Here is an 18,128-nt window from a genome sequence, read left to right as displayed (position 1 = left end):
GCTACGAATGACTGCTAATGGCCGATTGCCGCCTCCCGAGAACTGCACCTACCCAGAGCGGACGCTAGGGAGGCAGGTGCGGTTATGAAGAGACCCCTAACAGAGGCTTTTCTGTCGGCGCTGATTGAAAACTGACCCACCCTGCCGATTGAAAATTGACCCAGGGCGGATTGCTGATTTTTGCATCAGCAATTGTGGATAAGCTTAGCAGTCGTGTCCCGGTGGAAGAGGCATTAAGCCCCACCGCATGTGGGCATGCGGCAGGGTATTTTCGGTGCTGATCAGAATAGCTCATCGTCCTCGATACCATCTTCGTCCTTGCGCTTTCGTTCACGTGATTTGATCTTTGTCTGCGCGGCCAGAGTGCTGTGTTGCAGGCGGTAGGACTCGTTGCCCGTTTCGACGATGTGGCAGTGGTGTGTCAGCCGATCCAGCAACGCTGTGGTCATCTTGGCGTCACCAAATACACTCGACCATTCCGAGAAGCTGAGGTTGGTGGTGATCACCACGCTGGTGTGCTCGTATAGCTTGGATAGCAAGTGAAATAACAGGGCACCACCGCTCTGACTGAAGGGCAAATACCCCAGTTCATCGAGTATCACCAGGTCTGTTCGTAACAGCCCTTGAGCTATGCGGCCCGTCTTGCCGTCGTACTTTTCGCGCTCCAGCAGATTGACCAGATCCACCGTGGAGTAGAAGCGCACGCGTTTGTGATGCGTCGTGATCCCGGACACGGCTAAGGCGGTGGCGAGGTGTGTTTTGCCTGTACCAGGCCCGCCGATGAACACGACATTCTGCGCGGTATCGGTGAATTCCAGGCTGGACAAATCCCTGACCAGGCGGGCGTCTGCGCTGGAAGCGCTGAAGTCGAAACCGGCCAAATCACGATGCATGGGGAGTTTGGCCATGTTCATCTGGTGGTTCACTGAGCGCACCGCTCGATCCGCATGTTCTTGTTGGAGAAGATGCTCAAGCAGCCATTTCGACGAGGTCGTTGAGGCTTCGCCTTGCGAGGCCAGTTCTTCCCAGGCGCTGGCCATGCCATGCAGACGCAGTTCTTTGAGTTCCGCCTTAAGATCACGCATTGCGAGTCTCCTCATCGGTGGTACGGAGCCGGTCGTAGCGTGCCGTATTGGCGACAGGCGCTATCTTGAGTTGCAGGCTGGTTTCGGCGGACGGAGGGGCTGCTGTCGATGTCAGTCGAGCCAGGACATTCAGGATGTGGTCAGCACTCAAGCTGCCTGATTCCAGTACCAACTCCACAGCCACCAATACGGCGTCGAGCCCGGCGATGGGAACAGCCGCCAGTACCTGCGTCATGACTCGATCACCATTGGTGTGCCGCCTCAGACCGCGTTTTAGCAGTTGCAACGGCTTCGGCAGATCGGCAAACGGAGCGCCATTGCGCAGCGCACCGGGCTTGCGTTCGATGAGCGGGATGTAATGCTGCCAGTCAAAACTGACCTGATCTCGATCAAACAGGCGCTCGTGACTGGCAATCATCGTTTCATCGGCGATGACCACCACCCGCGTGGGATACAAACGGCTGCTGACCCACTGACCGACCCGCTCACACGGCACCGAGTAGCGATTTCGCGCCACGCTGATCAGGCATGTGCTGGAGACCCGTACGGTGCGCTCGACGTAGCCATCAAAGGCAGTCGGCATCGGCATCAATTCGGCGCGTTCCAGCGCCAGGACGTCCGCCACTGTCAGCCCGTTGTACTGCGGGTGCACCAGTTCGTCCCAGAGCGCACGGCAGCGTTGGCCGAGCCAGGCATTCAATTCCTCGAAGGTGTGGAACATGCAGTTTTGAGCATCGAGCCAGATGCGCCGTCGGCTGTCTTGGACGTTCTTTTCAACGATGCCTTTTTCCCAGCCGGAGGCCACGTTGCAGAAGTCCGGATCGAATAGGTAGTGCGCACACATGACCGCAAACCGGGCATTGACCGTGCGGCCTTTACCCTTGTTGACCTTGTCGACAGCCGTTTTCATGTTGTCGTAGATGCCACGACGCGGCACCCCACCTAACGCGCCAAAAGAGCGGGTATGGGCATCGAACAACATCTCGTGGCCTTGGCTGGGATACGCAACCAACCAAAATGCGCGACTGGCGCACAGCTTCATATGGGAGACCTGGATGCGTCGGAACAGGCCGCCGATCAGCAGACCTTCTTCGCTCCAGTCGAATTGAAAGGCCTCGCCGAGTGCAAAGGTCAGCGGCACAAAGGCCCGTAAAGACTTGCCTTGCTGGCCGCGCCACGTGCGTATGAAGGCGGTGAGCTGGCTGTAGCCGCCGTCGTACCCCTCGGCCTTGATCTGTTCGAAGAGTGCTTTGGCACTTCTGCGGTTGTGCTTTGCCCGAAACGAATCGGCCTTGAGCGCCTGCTCAAGCGTCTCGTGAAATGGACTGAGTTTGTTGAAGGTTGCGCACCGTTGGTACGCCGGCTGAGTGGCTTCGGGTGCTCTGACCCATTTTCGAATGGTGTTTCTCGACAGCCCGGTACGCTTGGCTATCTGATGCAGCGAGAGCTTGTCGCGGAAGTACATCCGCCGGATTTTTCCCAACATTTCCATGCTGATCACCCTGTGTTCTCCTGCTCGAAAAGTGAGCAGAAGCAATTGAACACCTGGGTCAGTTTTCAGTCGGCAGAACAGCCTTTACTGGGTCAGTTACCGCTTAGAACCAATGACCCCGCGAAGCAGGTAATGACGCAAGAACTGATTGGCCGGGATGCAGCTCTCCATTGAATCCCAAAGCAGAATGGGAAACCCCGGATAGGGTTGCCCAGCGATCACCAATTCCTCAGTAGCCCACACGAGTTCCATCTGCCTTCCTCTGCATTGATCAGAAAACCAATCCCGTTGTCTGCTTCGACATCAGTAAAGTCATCAAACGTCTTTTGAACGATGCCTGCTTTCTAAGGTTTTTTACTAATATGGCAGATATCTAACGCTTTCCAAGTACCGGATCAACGGGCGCTGACCACACCCAACAGTCCGGGGTTGTCGGTGTGGCTGGCGGACATCGCCACCCTTCAGGGCTTGCCGTGGACGCTGATCGTTCCCGGCCATGGACCGGTGGCCAGCGATCAGCAGCCGTTCGAGCAAATGCGTGACTACCTCGGCTGGCTCGACCAGTTGATGCGCGATGGCGCCGCCAACGGCAGTGATATGGCCGAGATGATCCGCAGCCCCATTCCCGAGCGTTTCACCGGGATCACTCTGAGCCGCTACGAACTGATCCGCAGCGTCAGCCATTTGTACCCGCGTTAAGAGCGCGGGCAGATGACCCGAGTCGATTCCGCCGCGGATAAGTGAACAACACAAATCCCCTGTGGGAGCGAGCCTGCTCGCGATGGCGGTGTATCAGCCGACATCAATGCTGAATGTGAGGGCCTCATCGCGAGCAGGCTCGCTCCCACAGGGGACTAGTGTCGATCTATAGGTGTTGATCTCCTTCGACCCGGTACTAAGGAACTAGCAATCTCAGCACTGCGGGCAATTGTTCCAAGGGCGGCGGCGCCCAAGAATCTGCACCAGACCGGGAAAATTTCCCGGGTATAACAAAAAACTGCAGAGGTAGCCGTCATGACCCAACCCGCACGTCGCCAACCCTTCGTCTTGAGCGTGCTGCTCAGTGCCATGCTGTTGTCTGGCTCGGCATTGGCCGGCGTCACTGATAAAGACATCCTCCAGGACCCCAAGAACCCGGAGCAGATCGTCACCAACGGTCTGGGCGTCCAGGGTCAACGCTACAGTCCGCTGGATACGCTCAACGTCAACAACGTGAAGGACTTGCGGCCGGTCTGGGCGTTCTCCTTCGGCGGTGAAAAACAACGCGGTCAGCAAGCACAGCCGATGATCAAGGACGGCGTGATGTACATGACCGGTTCCTACTCGCGGGTGTTTGCGGTGGATGCACGCACCGGCAAGAAACTCTGGCAATACGATGCGCGCCTGCCCGATGACATCCGCCCTTGCTGCGACGTGATCAACCGTGGTGTCGCGCTGTACGGCGACTTGGTGTTCTTCGGCACCCTCGATGCCAAGCTTGTGGCCTTGAACAAGGACACCGGCAAGGTCGTCTGGAGCAAGAAAGTCGCCGACCACAAGGAAGGCTATTCGATCAGCGCCGCGCCGTTGGTAATCAACGGCAAACTGATCACCGGTGTCGCCGGTGGCGAGTTCGGGGTGGTTGGCAAAATCGAAGCCTACGACCCGAAAAACGGCGACCTGCTGTGGACCCGTCCCACCGTCGAAGGCCACATGGGTTACACCTACAAGGACGGTAAAGCGATAGAGAATGGCATCTCCGGCGGTGAAGCCGGCAAGACCTGGCCCGGCGACCTCTGGAAAACCGGCGGCGCCGCCCCTTGGCTCGGCGGTTACTACGACCCGGAAACCAATCTGTTGCTGTTCGGCACCGGCAACCCGGCGCCGTGGAACTCGCACCTGCGCCCTGGCGACAACCTCTACTCGTCGTCGCGTCTGGCGCTCAACCCGGACGACGGCACCATCAAGTGGCACTTCCAGAGCACGCCTCACGACGGCTGGGACTATGACGGCGTAAACGAGCTGGTCTCGTTCAACTACACCGAAGGCGGCAAAGAGATCAAAGCCGCCGCGACCGCTGACCGTAACGGTTTCTTCTACGTGCTGGACCGCACCAACGGCAAGTTCATTCGCGGCTTCCCGTTCGTGGACAAGATCACCTGGGCCACCGGCCTGGATAAAGAGGGCCGGCCGATCTACAACGAAGCCAGCCGTCCAGGCGCACCAGGCACCGAAGCCAAAGGCAGTTCGGTGTTCGTAGCACCGGCATTCCTCGGCGCGAAAAACTGGATGCCGATGGCCTACAACAAGGACACCGGACTGTTCTACGTGCCGTCCAACGAATGGGGCATGGACATCTGGAACGAAGGCATCGCCTACAAGAAAGGCGCGGCGTTCCTCGGTGCCGGTTTCACCATCAAGCCATTGAATGAAGACTACATCGGCGTGCTGCGCGCCATCGACCCGAAAACCGGCAAGGAAGTCTGGCGCCACAAGAACTTCGCGCCGTTGTGGGGCGGGGTACTGACCACCAAGGGCAACCTGGTGTTCACCGGCACGCCGGAAGGTTTCCTGCAGGCGTTCAATGCCAAGACCGGCGAGAAAGTCTGGGAATTCCAGACCGGCTCCGGCGTACTCGGCTCACCTGTGACTTGGGAAATGGACGGCGAACAGTACGTCTCGGTCCTTTCGGGTTGGGGCGGTGCTGTTCCGCTGTGGGGCGGCGAAGTGGCCAAGCGCATCAAGGACTTCAACCAGGGCGGCATGCTCTGGACGTTCAAGCTGCCTAAAGACCTGGTTGCCAAGCACTAACGCTGAGTCCACCGCATAACCCCTGTGGGAGCGGGCTTGCTCGCGAAAGCGGCTTTACATTCAACACATTGGTTGACTGACGCACCGCCTTCGCGAGCAAGCCGCTCCCACATTGGATTCGCGCAAATCTACTACCAAATAACGAGAGTCCTCCTGCCAACGGCGCATTCGTCTCACGCGCAGGGCTCTCTACTATCGGTTCATCGCCTGTTTGCCCGACAGGCATCGACCCAGACAGAGGCCCACCATGATCTACGCACAACCCGGCACACCTGGCGCCGTCGTTACGTTTAAACCGCGCTACGGCAATTTCATCGGCGGCGAGTTCGTCGCCCCGGTCAATGGTGAGTACTTCACCAACTCTTCGCCGGTTAACGGTGAAGTGATCGCCGAATTCCCTCGTTCCAGCGCCGCCGACATCGAAAAAGCCCTCGATGCAGCGCATGCCGCGGCTGACGCCTGGGGCAAAACCTCAGCGCAGGACCGCTCCCTGGTGCTGCTGAAAATCGCCGATCGCATCGAACAGAATCTGGAAATCCTCGCCGTCACCGAAACCTGGGACAACGGCAAAGCCGTACGCGAAACCCTCAACGCTGACGTGCCGCTGGCTGCCGACCATTTCCGTTACTTCGCTGGTTGCATCCGCGCTCAAGAGGGCGGTGCCGCCGAGATCAACGAGCTGACCACGGCCTATCACTTCCACGAGCCATTGGGCGTGGTCGGACAGATCATTCCGTGGAACTTCCCGCTGCTGATGGCTGCCTGGAAACTCGCCCCGGCCCTGGCCGCCGGTAACTGCGTGGTCCTCAAACCCGCTGAGCAGACGCCGCTGTCGATCATGGTCTTCGCTGAGCTGATCGCCGACTTGCTGCCACCCGGCGTGCTGAACATCGTTCAGGGCTTCGGTCGCGAAGCCGGTGAGGCGCTGGCCACCAGCAAGCGCATCGCCAAGATCGCCTTCACCGGTTCCACCCCGATTGGCGCGCACATCATGAAGTGCGCGGCCGAGAACATCATTCCATCGACCGTTGAGCTGGGCGGCAAGTCGCCGAACATTTTCTTCGAAGACATCATGCAAGCCGAGCCGCAGTTCATCGAGAAGGCCGCCGAAGGCCTGGTGCTGGCGTTCTTCAACCAGGGCGAAGTCTGCACCTGTCCATCGCGAGCGCTGGTGCAGGAGTCGATCTACGACGACTTCATGAAAGTGGTGATGCAGAAGATCGTCAAGATCAAGCGCGGCAACCCGCTGGACACCGAAACCATGGTCGGCGCCCAGGCGTCCGAGCAGCAATACGACAAGATTCTCTCGTACCTGAAAATTGCTCAGGAAGAGGGCGCCGAGCTGCTCACCGGCGGCGCGGCCGAGCGTCTTGAAGGCGACTTGTCGACGGGTTATTACATCCAGCCGACCCTGCTCAAGGGCCACAACAAAATGCGCGTGTTCCAGGAAGAAATCTTCGGCCCGGTGGTGGGTATCACCACCTTCAAGGACGAAGCCGAAGCCCTGGCGATTGCCAACGACAGTGAGTTCGGCCTCGGCGCCGGTCTGTGGACCCGCGACATCAACCGCGCCTACCGCATGGGCCGGGCGATCAAGGCCGGGCGTGTCTGGACCAACTGCTACCACCTGTACCCGGCCCACGCCGCGTTTGGTGGCTACAAGAAGTCCGGCGTCGGCCGTGAAAACCACAAGATGATGCTCGACCATTATCAGCAGACCAAAAACCTGCTGGTGAGCTACGACATCAATCCGATGGGGTTCTTCTAACTTTCGCAAGAACACCGCAAAACCTTGTGGGAGCGGGCTTGCTCGCGAAAGCGGTCTATCAGTCAACCAATGTGTTGGATGTGACGCCGCCTTCGCGAGCAAGCCCGCTCCCACATGGGTTTCTGGGTGTGCTTGAAAACCGCGCAACACCCCCTACCAATGCACGCCGCCACCTCGTTCGAAAGTAGCATTCGGGTGCCTGGCGCCCCGTGCATTAATGGCTTTACCGGAATCGTCCGGCATAAGAAGAGGATTGACCCATGTGGACTAAACCCGCGTTTACCGATCTGCGCATTGGCTTCGAAGTGACGATGTATTTCGCCAACCGCTGATTGTTCACCCGGCCAGCTGTTGCGTTGGCCGGGCCTGCCTTCTGGAGCATTGCCCATGCACATTCGCGTTCTCGGATCCGCCGCTGGCGGTGGTTTTCCGCAATGGAATTGCAACTGCCGCCAGTGCGCCGCGATGCGCAATGGCAGCCTGCGGGCCCAACGGCGCACCCAGTCCTCGATTGCCCTGAGCGACAACGGTGTGGATTGGGTGCTGTGCAATGCTTCACCGGACATTCGCGCGCAACTCGAGAGTTTCGCGCCGCTGCAACCGGCGCGCCGGGTGCGTGACACGGCGATTGCCGGCGTCGTCCTGCTGGATAGCCAGATCGACCACTGCACCGGCCTGTTGAGCCTTCGCGAAGGTTGCCCGCATCAGGTCTGGTGCACCGAGCGGGTCCATGAAGACCTGAGCAGTGGCTTCCCGTTGTTCACCATGCTCAAGCACTGGAACGGCGGGTTGCAGTGGCAACAGGTCGGGCTCGACCGCGAGCCCTTCAGCATTCCGGCTTGCGCGCACCTGAGATTTCGCGCGATCCCCTTGGTCAGCAACGCGCCGCCGTACTCGCCCAACCGCGGCAATCCGCAGCCGGGCGACACCATTGGTTTGTTTATCGAAGACCGACGCAGCGGTGCTTCGTTGTTCTACGCCCCGGGTCTGGGACAGGTCGACGATGAGGTTCTGAGCTGGATGCAACGCGCCGATTGCCTGTTGCTGGACGGCACCTTGTGGCGCGACGACGAGATGCGAGTCTGCGAAGTCGGCCAGAACCTGGGCAGTGAAATGGGTCACCTGTCGCAAAGCGGCCCTGGCGGCATGCTCGACATCCTTGAAGGCTTCACCCGCCAGCGCAAGGTGCTGATCCACATTAACAACACCAACCCGATCCTCGATGAAGACTCGGCCGAGCGGGCGCTGCTGGAGCGGCGCGGGATCGAAGTGGCGTTTGACGGCATGAGTATTGAGCTGTAGCGGATAGCCCCTTCGCGAGCAAGCCCGCTCCCACAGGGTTTTGTGTACACCGAAGATCCCTTGTAGGAGCCGAGCTTGCTCGCGATGGGGCCAGACCAGACACCGCAGATTCCCCGGAGAACCGCAATGACTGACACCCCGATGTCCCCCACCGAATTCGAGGCGGCCCTGCGCGCCAAAGGCGCCTACTACCACATCCACCATCCATTCCACCAAACCATGTACGCCGGCCGATCAACCCGCGAGCAGATTCAAGGCTGGGTCGCCAATCGCTTCTACTACCAGGTGAACATCCCCCTGAAGGACGCAGCGATTCTCGCCAACTGCCCGGACCGCGACGTGCGCCGGGAATGGCTGCAACGGATACTCGATCACGACGGTGCACCCGGCAGCGAAGGCGGCATCGAAGCCTGGCTGCGGCTGGGCGAAGCAGTGGGCCTGGATCGCGAGCAAATCCTTTCACAGGAATTGGTGCTGCCCGGTGTCCGTTTCGCCGTGGACGCCTACGTCAATTTCGCCCGTCGCGCCTGTTGGCAGGAAGCCGCCAGCAGTTCGCTGACCGAACTGTTTGCGCCACAGATCCACCAATCCCGGCTCGATGCCTGGCCAACCCATTACCCATGGATCGACGTCGGCGGTTACGACTATTTCCGTAATCGCCTGAGTCAGGCGCGACGGGATGTCGAGCATGGTTTGCGCATCACCCTCGCGCACTACGTCACGGTCGAAGGCCAGCAGCGCATGCTGGAAATCCTGCAATTCAAGCTCGACGTGCTGTGGAGCATGCTCGACGCCATGAGCATGGCCTACGAGCTGGAACGCCCGCCGTATCACAGCGTCACCACGGAGCAGGTCTGGCACCGGGGGATTGCCCTGTGAGCCTGATCAACCGCGAGCAATCACCGTCACTGCGCCAGGGTTTTCGCCTGCAATGGGAACCTCGTCAGGACTGTCACGTGCTGCTGTACCCCGAAGGCATGATCAAACTTAACGACAGCGCCGGGCAGATCCTCGATCTGGTGGACGGTCGGCGCAGCGTGGCGGCGATCATTGATCGACTGTCTGAGAGTTTCCCCGGCGTACCGGGGATCGACGAAGACGTGCTGGCATTTCTGGAGGTGGCCCATGCTCAATTCTGGATCGAGTGACTCGCGTCCGGGTCCGCCGCTGTGGCTGTTGGCGGAGCTGACCTACCGTTGTCCGCTGCAATGCCCGTATTGCTCCAACCCGCTGGACTTTGCCCAATCAGGCGAAGAGTTAAGCACCGAAGAGTGGATCCGGGTGTTCCGCGAAGCGCGGGAAATGGGCGCCGCGCAGTTGGGCTTTTCCGGTGGTGAACCGTTGGTTCGCCAGGACCTGGCCGAACTGATCAAAGCCGCCCGGGACATGGGTTACTACACTAACCTGATCACCTCGGGCATCGGCCTGACCGAGCAGAAAGTGCGCGATTTCAAGGTCGCGGGGCTGGACCATATCCAGATCAGCTTCCAGGCCGCCGACGAAGCAGTGAACAACATGCTCGCCGGTTCGCGCAAAGCCTTCGCGCAGAAACTGGCGATGGCCCGGGCGGTAAAGGCCCAGGGCTACCCGATGGTGCTGAACTTCGTCACCCATCGGCACAACATCGACCAGATCGCGCAGATCATCGACTTGTGCCTGGAGCTGGAGGCGGATTTCGTTGAATTGGCGACGTGCCAGTTCTACGGCTGGGCCGAGCTCAACCGCGTTGGCCTGTTGCCCACGCGAGAACAATTGCAGCGCGCCGAGCGCATCACCAACGAATACCGCGAGCGTCTTGAAGCGCAGGGCCACCCGTGCAAGCTGATCTTCGTCACCCCGGATTACTACGAAGAACGCCCCAAGACCTGCATGAACGGCTGGGCCAATCTGTTTCTCGACATCACCCCCGACGGCACGGCGTTGCCTTGCCACAGCGCCCGACAGTTGCCGGTGCAGTTTCCCAATGTGCGCGAGCACAGCATCGAGCACATCTGGACTGATTCTTTCGGTTTCAATCGCTTTCGTGGCGATGACTGGATGAAGGAACCGTGCCGCTCCTGCGATGAAAAGCACAAGGACCTGGGCGGCTGCCGCTGCCAGGCATTCATGCTGACCGGTGACGCCGCCAACGCGGACCCGGTGTGCAGCAAGTCACCGCATCACGGTGTGATTCTCAAGGCCCGCGAGGAAGCCGAGGCACCGGGGCTGGGCATGGAACACCTGACGTTGCGTAACGAGAAGGCTTCGCGACTGATCTATCGCGGATGAATTAAGCGACACAAATCCCCTGTGGGAGCGAGCCTGCTCGCGATGACGGAGTGTCAGGCAACATCAATGGTGACTGGAAGATAGCCATCGCGAGCAGGCTCGCTCCCACAGGGGGTCTCCGGTGAATTCAGAGTCTGAGTACACCAGCCTGCTACCCATTGGTCTGATTGCATTCACAGCCGGATGCTTTAGTGTGGACGTCACCTTCCAAAACAATAAAAACAGGCTTTCCAATGAGCCAGAATCTCAGCCAGCTGCGTAAATTCGTTTCGCCTGAAATCATCTTTGGTGCCGGCTGCCGGCACAACGTCGGCAATTGCGCCAAAACCTTTGGCGCCCGCAAGGTGCTGCTGGTCAGCGATCCCGGTGTGATTGCGGCCGGTTGGGTCGCCGATGTCGAGGCCAGCCTGCAAGCCCAGGGTATCGAGTACGTCCTGTACAGCGCGGTCTCGCCCAACCCTCGGGTTGAGGAAGTGATGCTCGGCGCCGATCTGTACCGGGAAAACCATTGCGATGTGATCGTGGCCGTCGGTGGCGGCAGCCCGATGGATTGCGGTAAAGGCATCGGCATTGTCGTCGCCCATGGGCGCAGCATCCTCGAGTTCGAAGGCGTGGACACCATCCGCGTCCCCAGCCCACCGCTGATCCTGATTCCGACCACCGCCGGGACCTCGGCCGATGTCTCGCAATTCGTGATCATCTCCAACCAGCAAGAACGCATGAAGTTCTCCATCGTCAGTAAGGCGGTGGTCCCGGACGTGTCGTTGATCGACCCGGAAACCACCCTGAGCATGGACCCGTTCCTGTCGGCCTGTACCGGCATCGATGCGTTGGTGCATGCCATCGAAGCGTTTGTTTCCACCGGTCACGGGCCGTTGACCGATCCGCACGCACTCGAAGCGATGCGCCTGATCAACGGCAACCTGGTGCAGATGATCGCCAACCCGAACGACATTGCCCTGCGCGAGAAAATCATGCTCGGCAGCATGCAGGCCGGGCTGGCGTTCTCCAACGCGATCCTCGGCGCGGTGCACGCCATGTCCCACAGCCTCGGTGGCTTTCTCGACTTGCCTCATGGGCTGTGCAACGCGGTGCTGGTGGAACACGTGGTGGCGTTCAACTACAGCTCCGCACCCGAGCGCTTCAAGGTGATCGCCGAGACCTTTGGCATCGATTGCCGTGGCTTGAATCACCGGCAGATTTGCGGGCGTCTGGTCGAACATCTGATCGCCTTGAAACACGCCATCGGCTTCCACGAAACCCTCGGACTGCACGGGGTCAGCACTGCGGACATTCCGTTCCTGTCGCAACACGCCATGCACGACCCGTGCATCCTGACCAACCCGCGCGAGTCCAGTCAGCGTGATGTCGAGGTCGTCTATGGCGAAGCCCTCTGACGAGCAACAACGGGCGCTGGCGGGGTTACTGGGATTAGGCAGCCACTCGGCGCGCAAGAGTCATTACCCGGAACTCGCCGCGCGCCTCGACGAGCTGGAAACCGAGCGCAATCGCTACAAATGGCTGTTCGAGAACGCGGTCCACGGGATCTTTCAGGCCAGCCTCCTGGAAGGCATGCGCGCCGCCAATCCGGGACTGGCGCGGATGCTCGGCTACGACAATCCCCAGGAAGTGCTGTTTTCCCTGGCGGATCTGGCGAGCAACCTGTTTGTCGGTGGTGCACAGGAACTGGAAAATATCGGCGAAATCCTCAGGCACCAGGGCAGCCTGCATGGCTATGAAACCCAACTGCGGCGCAAGGATGGCAGCAGCCTCGACGTGCTGATGAACCTGTTGCTCAAGCCCGATCAGGAAGGGCTGGTGGAAGGGTTTGTCGCCGACATCACCGAGCGCAAACTCGCCCAGCAGCGCCTGCAGCAACTCAACGACGAACTGGAGCAGCGTGTTACCGCGCGCACCGATGAGTTGCTGGAAGCCAACCGCAACCTGCAACAGCAGATCACCCAGCGTAAACAGATTGCCGAAGCCTTGCGCGATGCCCGGGACGCCGCCGAGGCTGCCAATCGCAGCAAGGACAAATACCTCGCCGCCGCCAGTCATGACCTGTTGCAACCGCTCAACGCCGCGCGTTTGCTGATCTCAACCCTGCGCGAACGCAAGCTGCCCGACGTCGAACAAGTGCTGGTGGAGCGTACGCACCAGGCGCTGGAAGGGGCGGAAGATTTGCTCACCGATTTGCTGGATATTTCCCGGCTCGATCAGGCGGCAGTCAAACCGGACATTGCGCTGTACCGTCTCGATGAATTGCTCGCGCCGTTGGTGTCGGAGTTCCAGTCAGTGGCCCAGGCTGAAGGGTTGAACCTGCGGGTACACATGGGCGATTACGCCATCAGCACGGACTTGCGCCTGATGACGCGGATCCTGCGCAACTTCCTCAGCAACGCCTGCCGCTACACCGACGAGGGCAGCATTCTTCTGGGTGCCAGGCGCCGCGGTGAAATGCTGCGCCTGGAAGTCTGGGACACCGGGCGCGGGATCGCGGCGGACCGACTGGATTCGATTTTCCTCGAGTTCAACCAACTGGACGTCGGCCGTGCCGCCGACCGCAAGGGTGTGGGCCTGGGGCTGGCCATCGTTGAACGGATCGCCAAGATCCTCGGCTATAAAGTCGGGGTTCATTCGTTGCCGGGGCGCGGTTCGATGTTCAGCATCGACGTGCCAATTTCCCATGAAATTCCGCTGCCGATCAGCCTGGCGGCACCACTACCCGGCACCGGCAATCCATTGCCGGGCCGGCGTTTGCTGGTGTTGGACAACGAAGTGAGCATCCTCGAAAGCATGAGCGCGCTGCTCGGGCAATGGGGTTGCGAGGTGGTCACGGCCACTGATGAATTTTCCGCACTGGCCGCCTTGGAGGGGCGACCGCCGGAACTGATTCTGGCGGACTACCACCTCGATCACGGGGTGGTGGGCTGTGATGTGGTCAGGCATTTGCGCGAGCATTACCACCAGGTGATTCCGGCGGTCATCATCACCGCAGACCGCACGGATCAGTGTCGGCGCTCATTGCAGCGACTCGACGCACCGTTGCTGAACAAACCGGTGAAACCCGGCAAGTTGCGGGCGGTGCTGAGTCAGTTGCTGGGGTAGCGATAGTGCAGGCTGAAACCGAGTTCGGCTGACTCGCCTTGCGCCAGCAATCGCAACCCCGGTCGACCGGGCAGGTGATGCGCGTTGACCGGGTGGCTCACCGGTTCGATACAGAAAAAATCCAGACCCACCGGGCAGTAGAGGAGGTAGTAATCGCTGCCGGTGGCCCGGCATTCCAGCTCATAGCCCAACGCAGGCTGGCGAATCAGGCAGTGGCCGTCCCATTCGCAGAAACCGTTGTCGACCAATGTCTCGGGCAACCTCTTGAGTGACTGAAAATCCCATTCGGCCGGCAACGCACTGAGGTGCGTCGGCAGTTTTGTCCCGTCACACAACCAGACTTGCCGGCTTTGCGCCTGCAACTGGGTGCCCGTGGTACGCGGAAAATAGGGATGCAAACCGAGCCCATGCCAGGCCGGGCTTTCGGCCAGATGGGTGACCTTAAGCTCAAGGCTCAGCTTGCCGTCGCTCAGGTGGAATCGTTGCCGGGCGCGGTAAGCGAAGGGCGTGGAGCTGTCGAGTTGCAGGACGACTTCATCGCGCGTCTGCGAAACCACCTGCCACGGCTGTTGCCAGGCGCTGCCGTGAATCGGCAGGGGATCGGTGAGGCTGTTGGGTGTCAGGGCCAGCCAGCCCTCGGGGCATTCAAAGCCGCCTTCTGAAATTCGGTTCGACCACGGTGCCAAGGGAAAGCAGCCGAGCTTGCCGGGCAGACCGGTGTTCAGCGCATGGGCATCGCTGTGGCGCAACAGCGGCAGACCCGTGCCGCGCACGCTCCAGTTGACGATGCTGCCACCGAGTTCCGGGGCGAGAGTGAGATGGGTGAATTCGTCTTCGAGTTCGAGCAGTGTCGGCGTCATATTGCCTTCGGCTCCGGCAAACCTTTTACCCCGGTATTGAGGGCGAACACACCGCCGGCCAGTGACTGTTCGTCATGGTCGTCACCGGGACGGATTGAGGTCACGAACAATGTGTCCAGGCGACTGCCGCCGAAGGCGCACATGCTCGGTTTTTTTACCGGTACGGCGAGGGAACGGTCCAGCCGGCCGTCGGGCGTGAAGCGGTGAATCAGCCCGGCGTCATTGGCGCAAATCCAGTAGCAACCTTCGGCATCGACCGCCGCCCCGTCGGGACGACCAGGGAATTGATGCATGTCGACAAACAGCCTCCGGTTGGACGGCGTGCCGCTGTCGATGTCGTAATCAAAGGCCCAGATTTGCTGGACCAGGGGATGAGAGTCAGACAGGTACATCGTTCGCCCGTCGGGGCTGAAACCCAGGCCGTTGGGTACGATAAACCCGCTGAGTTGCGCCTCGAGTGGCCCGCGTTGCCCGGCGCTGTAGCGGTAAAGCGTGCCGTCGGCAGCGTTGGCGCCCATGTTCAGCACCATGCTGCCGGCCCAGAAGCGCCCCTGACGATCGCAGCGACCATCGTTCAGGCGCATATCTGTGCGGGCGTGTTCGACCGGAGCCAGGAGATTGCTGTCGAGGCTGCCATCGTTATGCGGGTGCAGATGAAAGAACCCGCTTTCCATCCCGGCAACCCAGCCGCCATCGCTGTGACGTGCAATGCAGGCGAGCATCTGCGGCGCTTTCCAGGCATGGACATGGCCGGTTTCGGCGCACCAGCGCTGAAGTCCGCCGGCCGGAATATCTACCCAATACAGGGCGTTTTCCTCGGGGACCCAGACCGGGCATTCACCGACCGCGTTGCGGGCATCGACAATCAATTCGGCTTGCATGACAACTCATTCCCTCGGGTTTTTGTTGTTGGGATCAAGTGATGTGCGCGGGTTCAGTCGCCGAACGGGCCGGACGCGACAAACGCACCACCCTGGTAGACCCGAGCCGGGTCATCAGCGGCCGGCATCGGTTGGGCTTCGACTTTTTCGCGGAACACTTCGGAGTTGTCCTGAGGTTCATAACCCAGGCCGGCGGCGAAACGGTTGTCCCACCAGACGTTCTTGTTGTCGGACATGCCGTAGACCACGGTGTGGCCGACATTGGGGGCGTACAGCGCGCACTCGAGCAATTGAGTCAGGTCGCCGAAGCTCAACCAGGTGCTCATCATTCGGCGGTTCAGTGGTTCCGCGAACGAGGAGCCGATGCGCACGCTGACGGTCTCGATGCCGTAGCGATCGAAGTAGAAACTGGCCATGTCTTCGCCGTAGGACTTGGACAAGCCGTAGTAGCTGTCTGGGCGGCGAGGGGAGTGGGCGTCGATGACTTCATCCTGCTTATAGAAGCCGATCACGTGGTTGGAACTGGCGAAAATCACCCGCTTCACGCCATGACGGCGCGCCGCTTCGTAGATGTGGAACACGCCGCAGATGTTGGCGCCGAGGATCTCTTCGAACGCGTGCTCCGTCGATACCCCACCAAAGTGCAGGATCGCGTCCACGCCTTCAACCAACTGATGGACTGCTTGCTTGTCTGCCAGGTCGCAAGGCACGACCTCTTCACGGTCATCGATGGCCGGGGCAATGTCGGCGATGTCCGACAGGCGAATCACATTGGCGTAGGGCCGCAGGCGTTCGCGCAGGACTTTGCCGAGGCCACCGGCGGCACCGGTCAGGAGGAGACGATTGAAAGGAGCGCGGGCGTTAGGTGTGATGGTCATGGAAGTCCCTGAACAAGCAGTCAGTTGTTATTGAATTTGTTGTAGGTTGTCGTACGACTAGATCGAAGTATCGTTAGGGTCTCAGGTCGTTGTCAACGCGTCATCGGTTGAAATTGACGGAGGGTCATTCCCGCATCCGCTGACAACACGAAGCACTTTGTGGGAGCGAGCAAGCTCGCTCCCACAGGCTCGTGTTGATCCCCCGCCCCTCGGCTCACAACAACGAGAGCGGGTAGTTGATGATAATGCGGTTTTCGTCGAATTCGTTGGTGCTGAAGTCCTTGCGGATCGACGCGTTACGCCATTTGACGTTGAGGTTCTTCAGCGCGCCGCTCTGCACGGTGTAAGCCAGTTCTGACTCGCGGCCCCATTCCTTGCCGTCGGTGATGGTGCCTGTGTGCACGTTATCGCCGCTGATGTAGCGGTTCATCATTGTCAGGCCGGGAATGCCGAGCGCCACAAAATTGTAGTCGTGGCGCAGCTGCCAGGATCTTTCCTTGGCGTTGTCGTAGCTGGAGTTGTAGCTATCGTTGGCCAGGGTGCCGCCGCTGGTGCCGTTGACTCGCATCCAGACATCGTCGCCGGTGAGTTTTTGCAGGCCGACAAAGAAGGTGCTGCCGCCGTATTTGGCCGAGAGCATGGCGAACGCGGTTTTGTTGTCGAGGTCGCCGGCCAGGGCGCTGCCGTCTTCCTTGCCGATGAAGTAGCCAAGGTTGGCGCCGAGGGTCCAGTCGCCGATGGGCTGGCTGTGGCTCAGGTTGAAATACTGCTGCTGATAGATGTCGCTGAGTTGCGCGTACCAGACGCCGACCTGGGTGCGCTTCTCGTTGAACGCATATTCACCGCCGCCAAAGTTGAAACGGTCGGAGGTGAAGGCCGCCGATTTGCCGTTCATGAACATGTCTTCCATGCTCGCATCGTTGCGCGGGCTGTTGGCGCGGAACTGGCCGCCGTAGAGCGTCAGGCCACTGATCTCGGTGGACGTCACCTGACCACCGCGGAAGGTTTGCGGCAGCGAGCGGCCATCGTCGGAGCGCAGGATCGGCAACACCGGCATCCATTCGCCGACCTTCAATTCGGTTTTCGAGACTTTACCTTTCAGCGCTACACCCAGGCGCCCGAAATTGTCAGCCGGGCGGCCGTCGTCATGAATCGGCAGCAACGAGGTGCCGCCCGTGCCTTTGCCTCCGTCGAGTTTTTCCGAGTACAGCCCCAGCACATCCATGCCGAAACCGACGGGGCCTTGGGTGAATCCGGATTTGGCATCGAGGATGAAACTTTGCGTCCACTCTTCAGCCTTGCCCTGCGGGTAGGCCGGGTTCGTGAAGTTGCGGTTGATGTAGAAGTTGCGCAGGTTCAGCGTGGCTTTGGCGTCATCGACGAAACCTTCGGCATGACTGGTCATGGGCAAGGCGAGGGCCAGGCTGCCGCAACCGATCAGGCCCAGGGTGTGGCGGCGTGCGAAGGTTGGGCGAGGGGTGCAGGCGGAGGAATTGCGGACGAGCTTGCTCACAGTGACGCTCCCGTGTTTCTTGTTGTTTTTATTTTTTGTTATACGTCGTCGTACAACATCGGAGCGGATTATTTGCAAGTGTTACGGGGAATGTCAATCAGAAGTTGTACGATGACCTGGCTCGGTTTTATGGCCTGTCGTAGATCCCCCTGTGGGAGTGAGCCTGCTCGCGATGACGGTAGA

The 18,128-nt window shown here is 60.1% G+C and carries 15 protein-coding genes and 1 pseudogene; 10 read left to right on the top strand and 6 right to left on the bottom strand.

What is annotated here, in order from left to right; genetic code table 11:
* Positions 1-281: 281 nt before the first annotated feature.
* Both istB and istA read right to left on the bottom strand, forming a co-directional pair.
* Positions 282-1,085 (bottom strand): IS21-like element helper ATPase IstB, encoded by an 804-nt coding sequence (istB, locus tag ACMXYJ_RS20010; protein WP_415756579.1) that lies wholly within the window; start codon positions 1,083-1,085, stop codon positions 282-284.
* A complete protein-coding gene (gene istA, locus ACMXYJ_RS20005) occupies positions 1,078-2,577 on the bottom strand; it encodes an IS21 family transposase (RefSeq protein WP_415756578.1) in 1,500 nt (499 codons plus the stop codon). The genes istB and istA overlap by 8 nt, the downstream gene beginning before the upstream one ends.
* Before the next feature lie 396 nt (positions 2,578-2,973).
* On the opposite strand from istA, the pseudogene ACMXYJ_RS20000 reads away from it, so the two are divergent.
* From ACMXYJ_RS20000 to ACMXYJ_RS19955, 10 genes and pseudogenes are all read left to right on the top strand, one after another.
* Positions 2,974-3,276, top strand: a pseudogene (locus ACMXYJ_RS20000) (quinoprotein relay system zinc metallohydrolase 1); the annotation flags it as partial.
* Positions 3,277-3,591: 315 nt separating this feature from the next.
* Positions 3,592-5,367, top strand: a complete 1,776-nt coding sequence (locus tag ACMXYJ_RS19995; protein ID WP_415756577.1) for a PQQ-dependent methanol/ethanol family dehydrogenase — start codon at positions 3,592-3,594, stop codon at positions 5,365-5,367.
* 247 nt (positions 5,368-5,614) lie between these two features.
* Entirely contained in the window at positions 5,615-7,135 is a 1,521-nt protein-coding gene (gene exaC, locus ACMXYJ_RS19990) for an acetaldehyde dehydrogenase ExaC (RefSeq protein ID WP_056741730.1), read from the top strand.
* 260 nt (positions 7,136-7,395) lie between these two features.
* Complete coding sequence (pqqA, locus tag ACMXYJ_RS19985) at positions 7,396-7,467, top strand: pyrroloquinoline quinone precursor peptide PqqA (protein ID WP_003253598.1); 72 nt, start codon at positions 7,396-7,398, stop codon at positions 7,465-7,467.
* A gap of 55 nt (positions 7,468-7,522) precedes the next feature.
* Positions 7,523-8,437, top strand: coding sequence for a pyrroloquinoline quinone biosynthesis protein PqqB (gene pqqB, locus ACMXYJ_RS19980; RefSeq protein WP_415756576.1), 915 nt, complete (start codon positions 7,523-7,525; stop codon positions 8,435-8,437).
* 126 nt (positions 8,438-8,563) lie between these two features.
* The gene (gene pqqC / locus ACMXYJ_RS19975; protein ID WP_415756575.1) at positions 8,564-9,316 is read left to right on the top strand and encodes a pyrroloquinoline-quinone synthase PqqC; all 753 of its coding nucleotides are present in this window, start codon (positions 8,564-8,566) and stop codon (positions 9,314-9,316) included.
* Positions 9,313-9,585, top strand: a complete 273-nt coding sequence (gene pqqD / locus ACMXYJ_RS19970) for a pyrroloquinoline quinone biosynthesis peptide chaperone PqqD (RefSeq protein ID WP_415756574.1) — start codon at positions 9,313-9,315, stop codon at positions 9,583-9,585. Before pqqC ends, pqqD begins: the two co-directional genes overlap by 4 nt.
* The gene (gene pqqE / locus ACMXYJ_RS19965) at positions 9,563-10,705 is read left to right on the top strand and encodes a pyrroloquinoline quinone biosynthesis protein PqqE (RefSeq protein WP_102616694.1); all 1,143 of its coding nucleotides are present in this window, start codon (positions 9,563-9,565) and stop codon (positions 10,703-10,705) included. The genes pqqD and pqqE overlap by 23 nt, the downstream gene beginning before the upstream one ends.
* A 233-nt stretch (positions 10,706-10,938) precedes the next feature.
* Positions 10,939-12,102 (top strand): alcohol dehydrogenase-like regulatory protein ErcA, encoded by a 1,164-nt coding sequence (gene ercA, locus ACMXYJ_RS19960; protein ID WP_415756573.1) that lies wholly within the window; start codon positions 10,939-10,941, stop codon positions 12,100-12,102.
* The gene (locus tag ACMXYJ_RS19955) at positions 12,086-13,813 is read left to right on the top strand and encodes a hybrid sensor histidine kinase/response regulator (RefSeq protein ID WP_415756572.1); all 1,728 of its coding nucleotides are present in this window, start codon (positions 12,086-12,088) and stop codon (positions 13,811-13,813) included. The genes ercA and ACMXYJ_RS19955 overlap by 17 nt, the downstream gene beginning before the upstream one ends.
* On the opposite strand, the gene ACMXYJ_RS19950 is transcribed toward ACMXYJ_RS19955, so the two are convergent.
* The 4 genes from ACMXYJ_RS19950 to ACMXYJ_RS19935 form a co-directional block, all read right to left on the bottom strand.
* A complete protein-coding gene (locus ACMXYJ_RS19950) occupies positions 13,798-14,673 on the bottom strand; it encodes an aldose 1-epimerase (protein WP_415756571.1) in 876 nt (291 codons plus the stop codon). The genes ACMXYJ_RS19955 and ACMXYJ_RS19950 overlap by 16 nt on opposite strands.
* Positions 14,670-15,554, bottom strand: coding sequence for an SMP-30/gluconolactonase/LRE family protein (locus ACMXYJ_RS19945; RefSeq protein ID WP_415756570.1), 885 nt, complete (start codon positions 15,552-15,554; stop codon positions 14,670-14,672). The genes ACMXYJ_RS19950 and ACMXYJ_RS19945 overlap by 4 nt, the downstream gene beginning before the upstream one ends.
* A 53-nt stretch (positions 15,555-15,607) precedes the next feature.
* Positions 15,608-16,432, bottom strand: a complete 825-nt coding sequence (locus tag ACMXYJ_RS19940) for an NAD-dependent epimerase/dehydratase family protein (protein ID WP_415756569.1) — start codon at positions 16,430-16,432, stop codon at positions 15,608-15,610.
* Positions 16,433-16,646: 214 nt separating this feature from the next.
* Positions 16,647-17,945, bottom strand: a complete 1,299-nt coding sequence (locus ACMXYJ_RS19935) for an OprD family porin (protein ID WP_415756568.1) — start codon at positions 17,943-17,945, stop codon at positions 16,647-16,649.
* Between the last annotated feature and the right edge of the window lie 183 nt (positions 17,946-18,128).

It is taken from the genome of Pseudomonas arabinosi (assembly GCF_047758675.1).
Lineage (GTDB): Bacteria > Pseudomonadota > Gammaproteobacteria > Pseudomonadales > Pseudomonadaceae > Aquipseudomonas > Aquipseudomonas arabinosi.
This window is presented reverse-complemented; position numbering and strand designations above follow the sequence as displayed.

What these genes read in the sequence shown, in the direction of transcription:
- istB (WP_415756579.1), bottom strand. Translation starts at nt 1,085, where the DNA reads ATGCGTGATCTTAAGGCGGAACTCAAAGAACTGCGTCTGCATGGCATG.
- istA (WP_415756578.1), bottom strand. Translation starts at nt 2,577, where the DNA reads ATGGAAATGTTGGGAAAAATCCGGCGGATGTACTTCCGCGACAAGCTC.
- ACMXYJ_RS19995 (WP_415756577.1), top strand. Translation starts at nt 3,592, where the DNA reads ATGACCCAACCCGCACGTCGCCAACCCTTCGTCTTGAGCGTGCTGCTC.
- exaC (WP_056741730.1), top strand. Translation starts at nt 5,615, where the DNA reads ATGATCTACGCACAACCCGGCACACCTGGCGCCGTCGTTACGTTTAAA.
- pqqB (WP_415756576.1), top strand. Translation starts at nt 7,523, where the DNA reads ATGCACATTCGCGTTCTCGGATCCGCCGCTGGCGGTGGTTTTCCGCAA.
- pqqC (WP_415756575.1), top strand. Translation starts at nt 8,564, where the DNA reads ATGACTGACACCCCGATGTCCCCCACCGAATTCGAGGCGGCCCTGCGC.
- pqqE (WP_102616694.1), top strand. Translation starts at nt 9,563, where the DNA reads ATGCTCAATTCTGGATCGAGTGACTCGCGTCCGGGTCCGCCGCTGTGG.
- ercA (WP_415756573.1), top strand. Translation starts at nt 10,939, where the DNA reads ATGAGCCAGAATCTCAGCCAGCTGCGTAAATTCGTTTCGCCTGAAATC.
- ACMXYJ_RS19955 (WP_415756572.1), top strand. Translation starts at nt 12,086, where the DNA reads ATGGCGAAGCCCTCTGACGAGCAACAACGGGCGCTGGCGGGGTTACTG.
- ACMXYJ_RS19950 (WP_415756571.1), bottom strand. Translation starts at nt 14,673, where the DNA reads ATGACGCCGACACTGCTCGAACTCGAAGACGAATTCACCCATCTCACT.
- ACMXYJ_RS19945 (WP_415756570.1), bottom strand. Translation starts at nt 15,554, where the DNA reads ATGCAAGCCGAATTGATTGTCGATGCCCGCAACGCGGTCGGTGAATGC.
- ACMXYJ_RS19940 (WP_415756569.1), bottom strand. Translation starts at nt 16,432, where the DNA reads ATGACCATCACACCTAACGCCCGCGCTCCTTTCAATCGTCTCCTCCTG.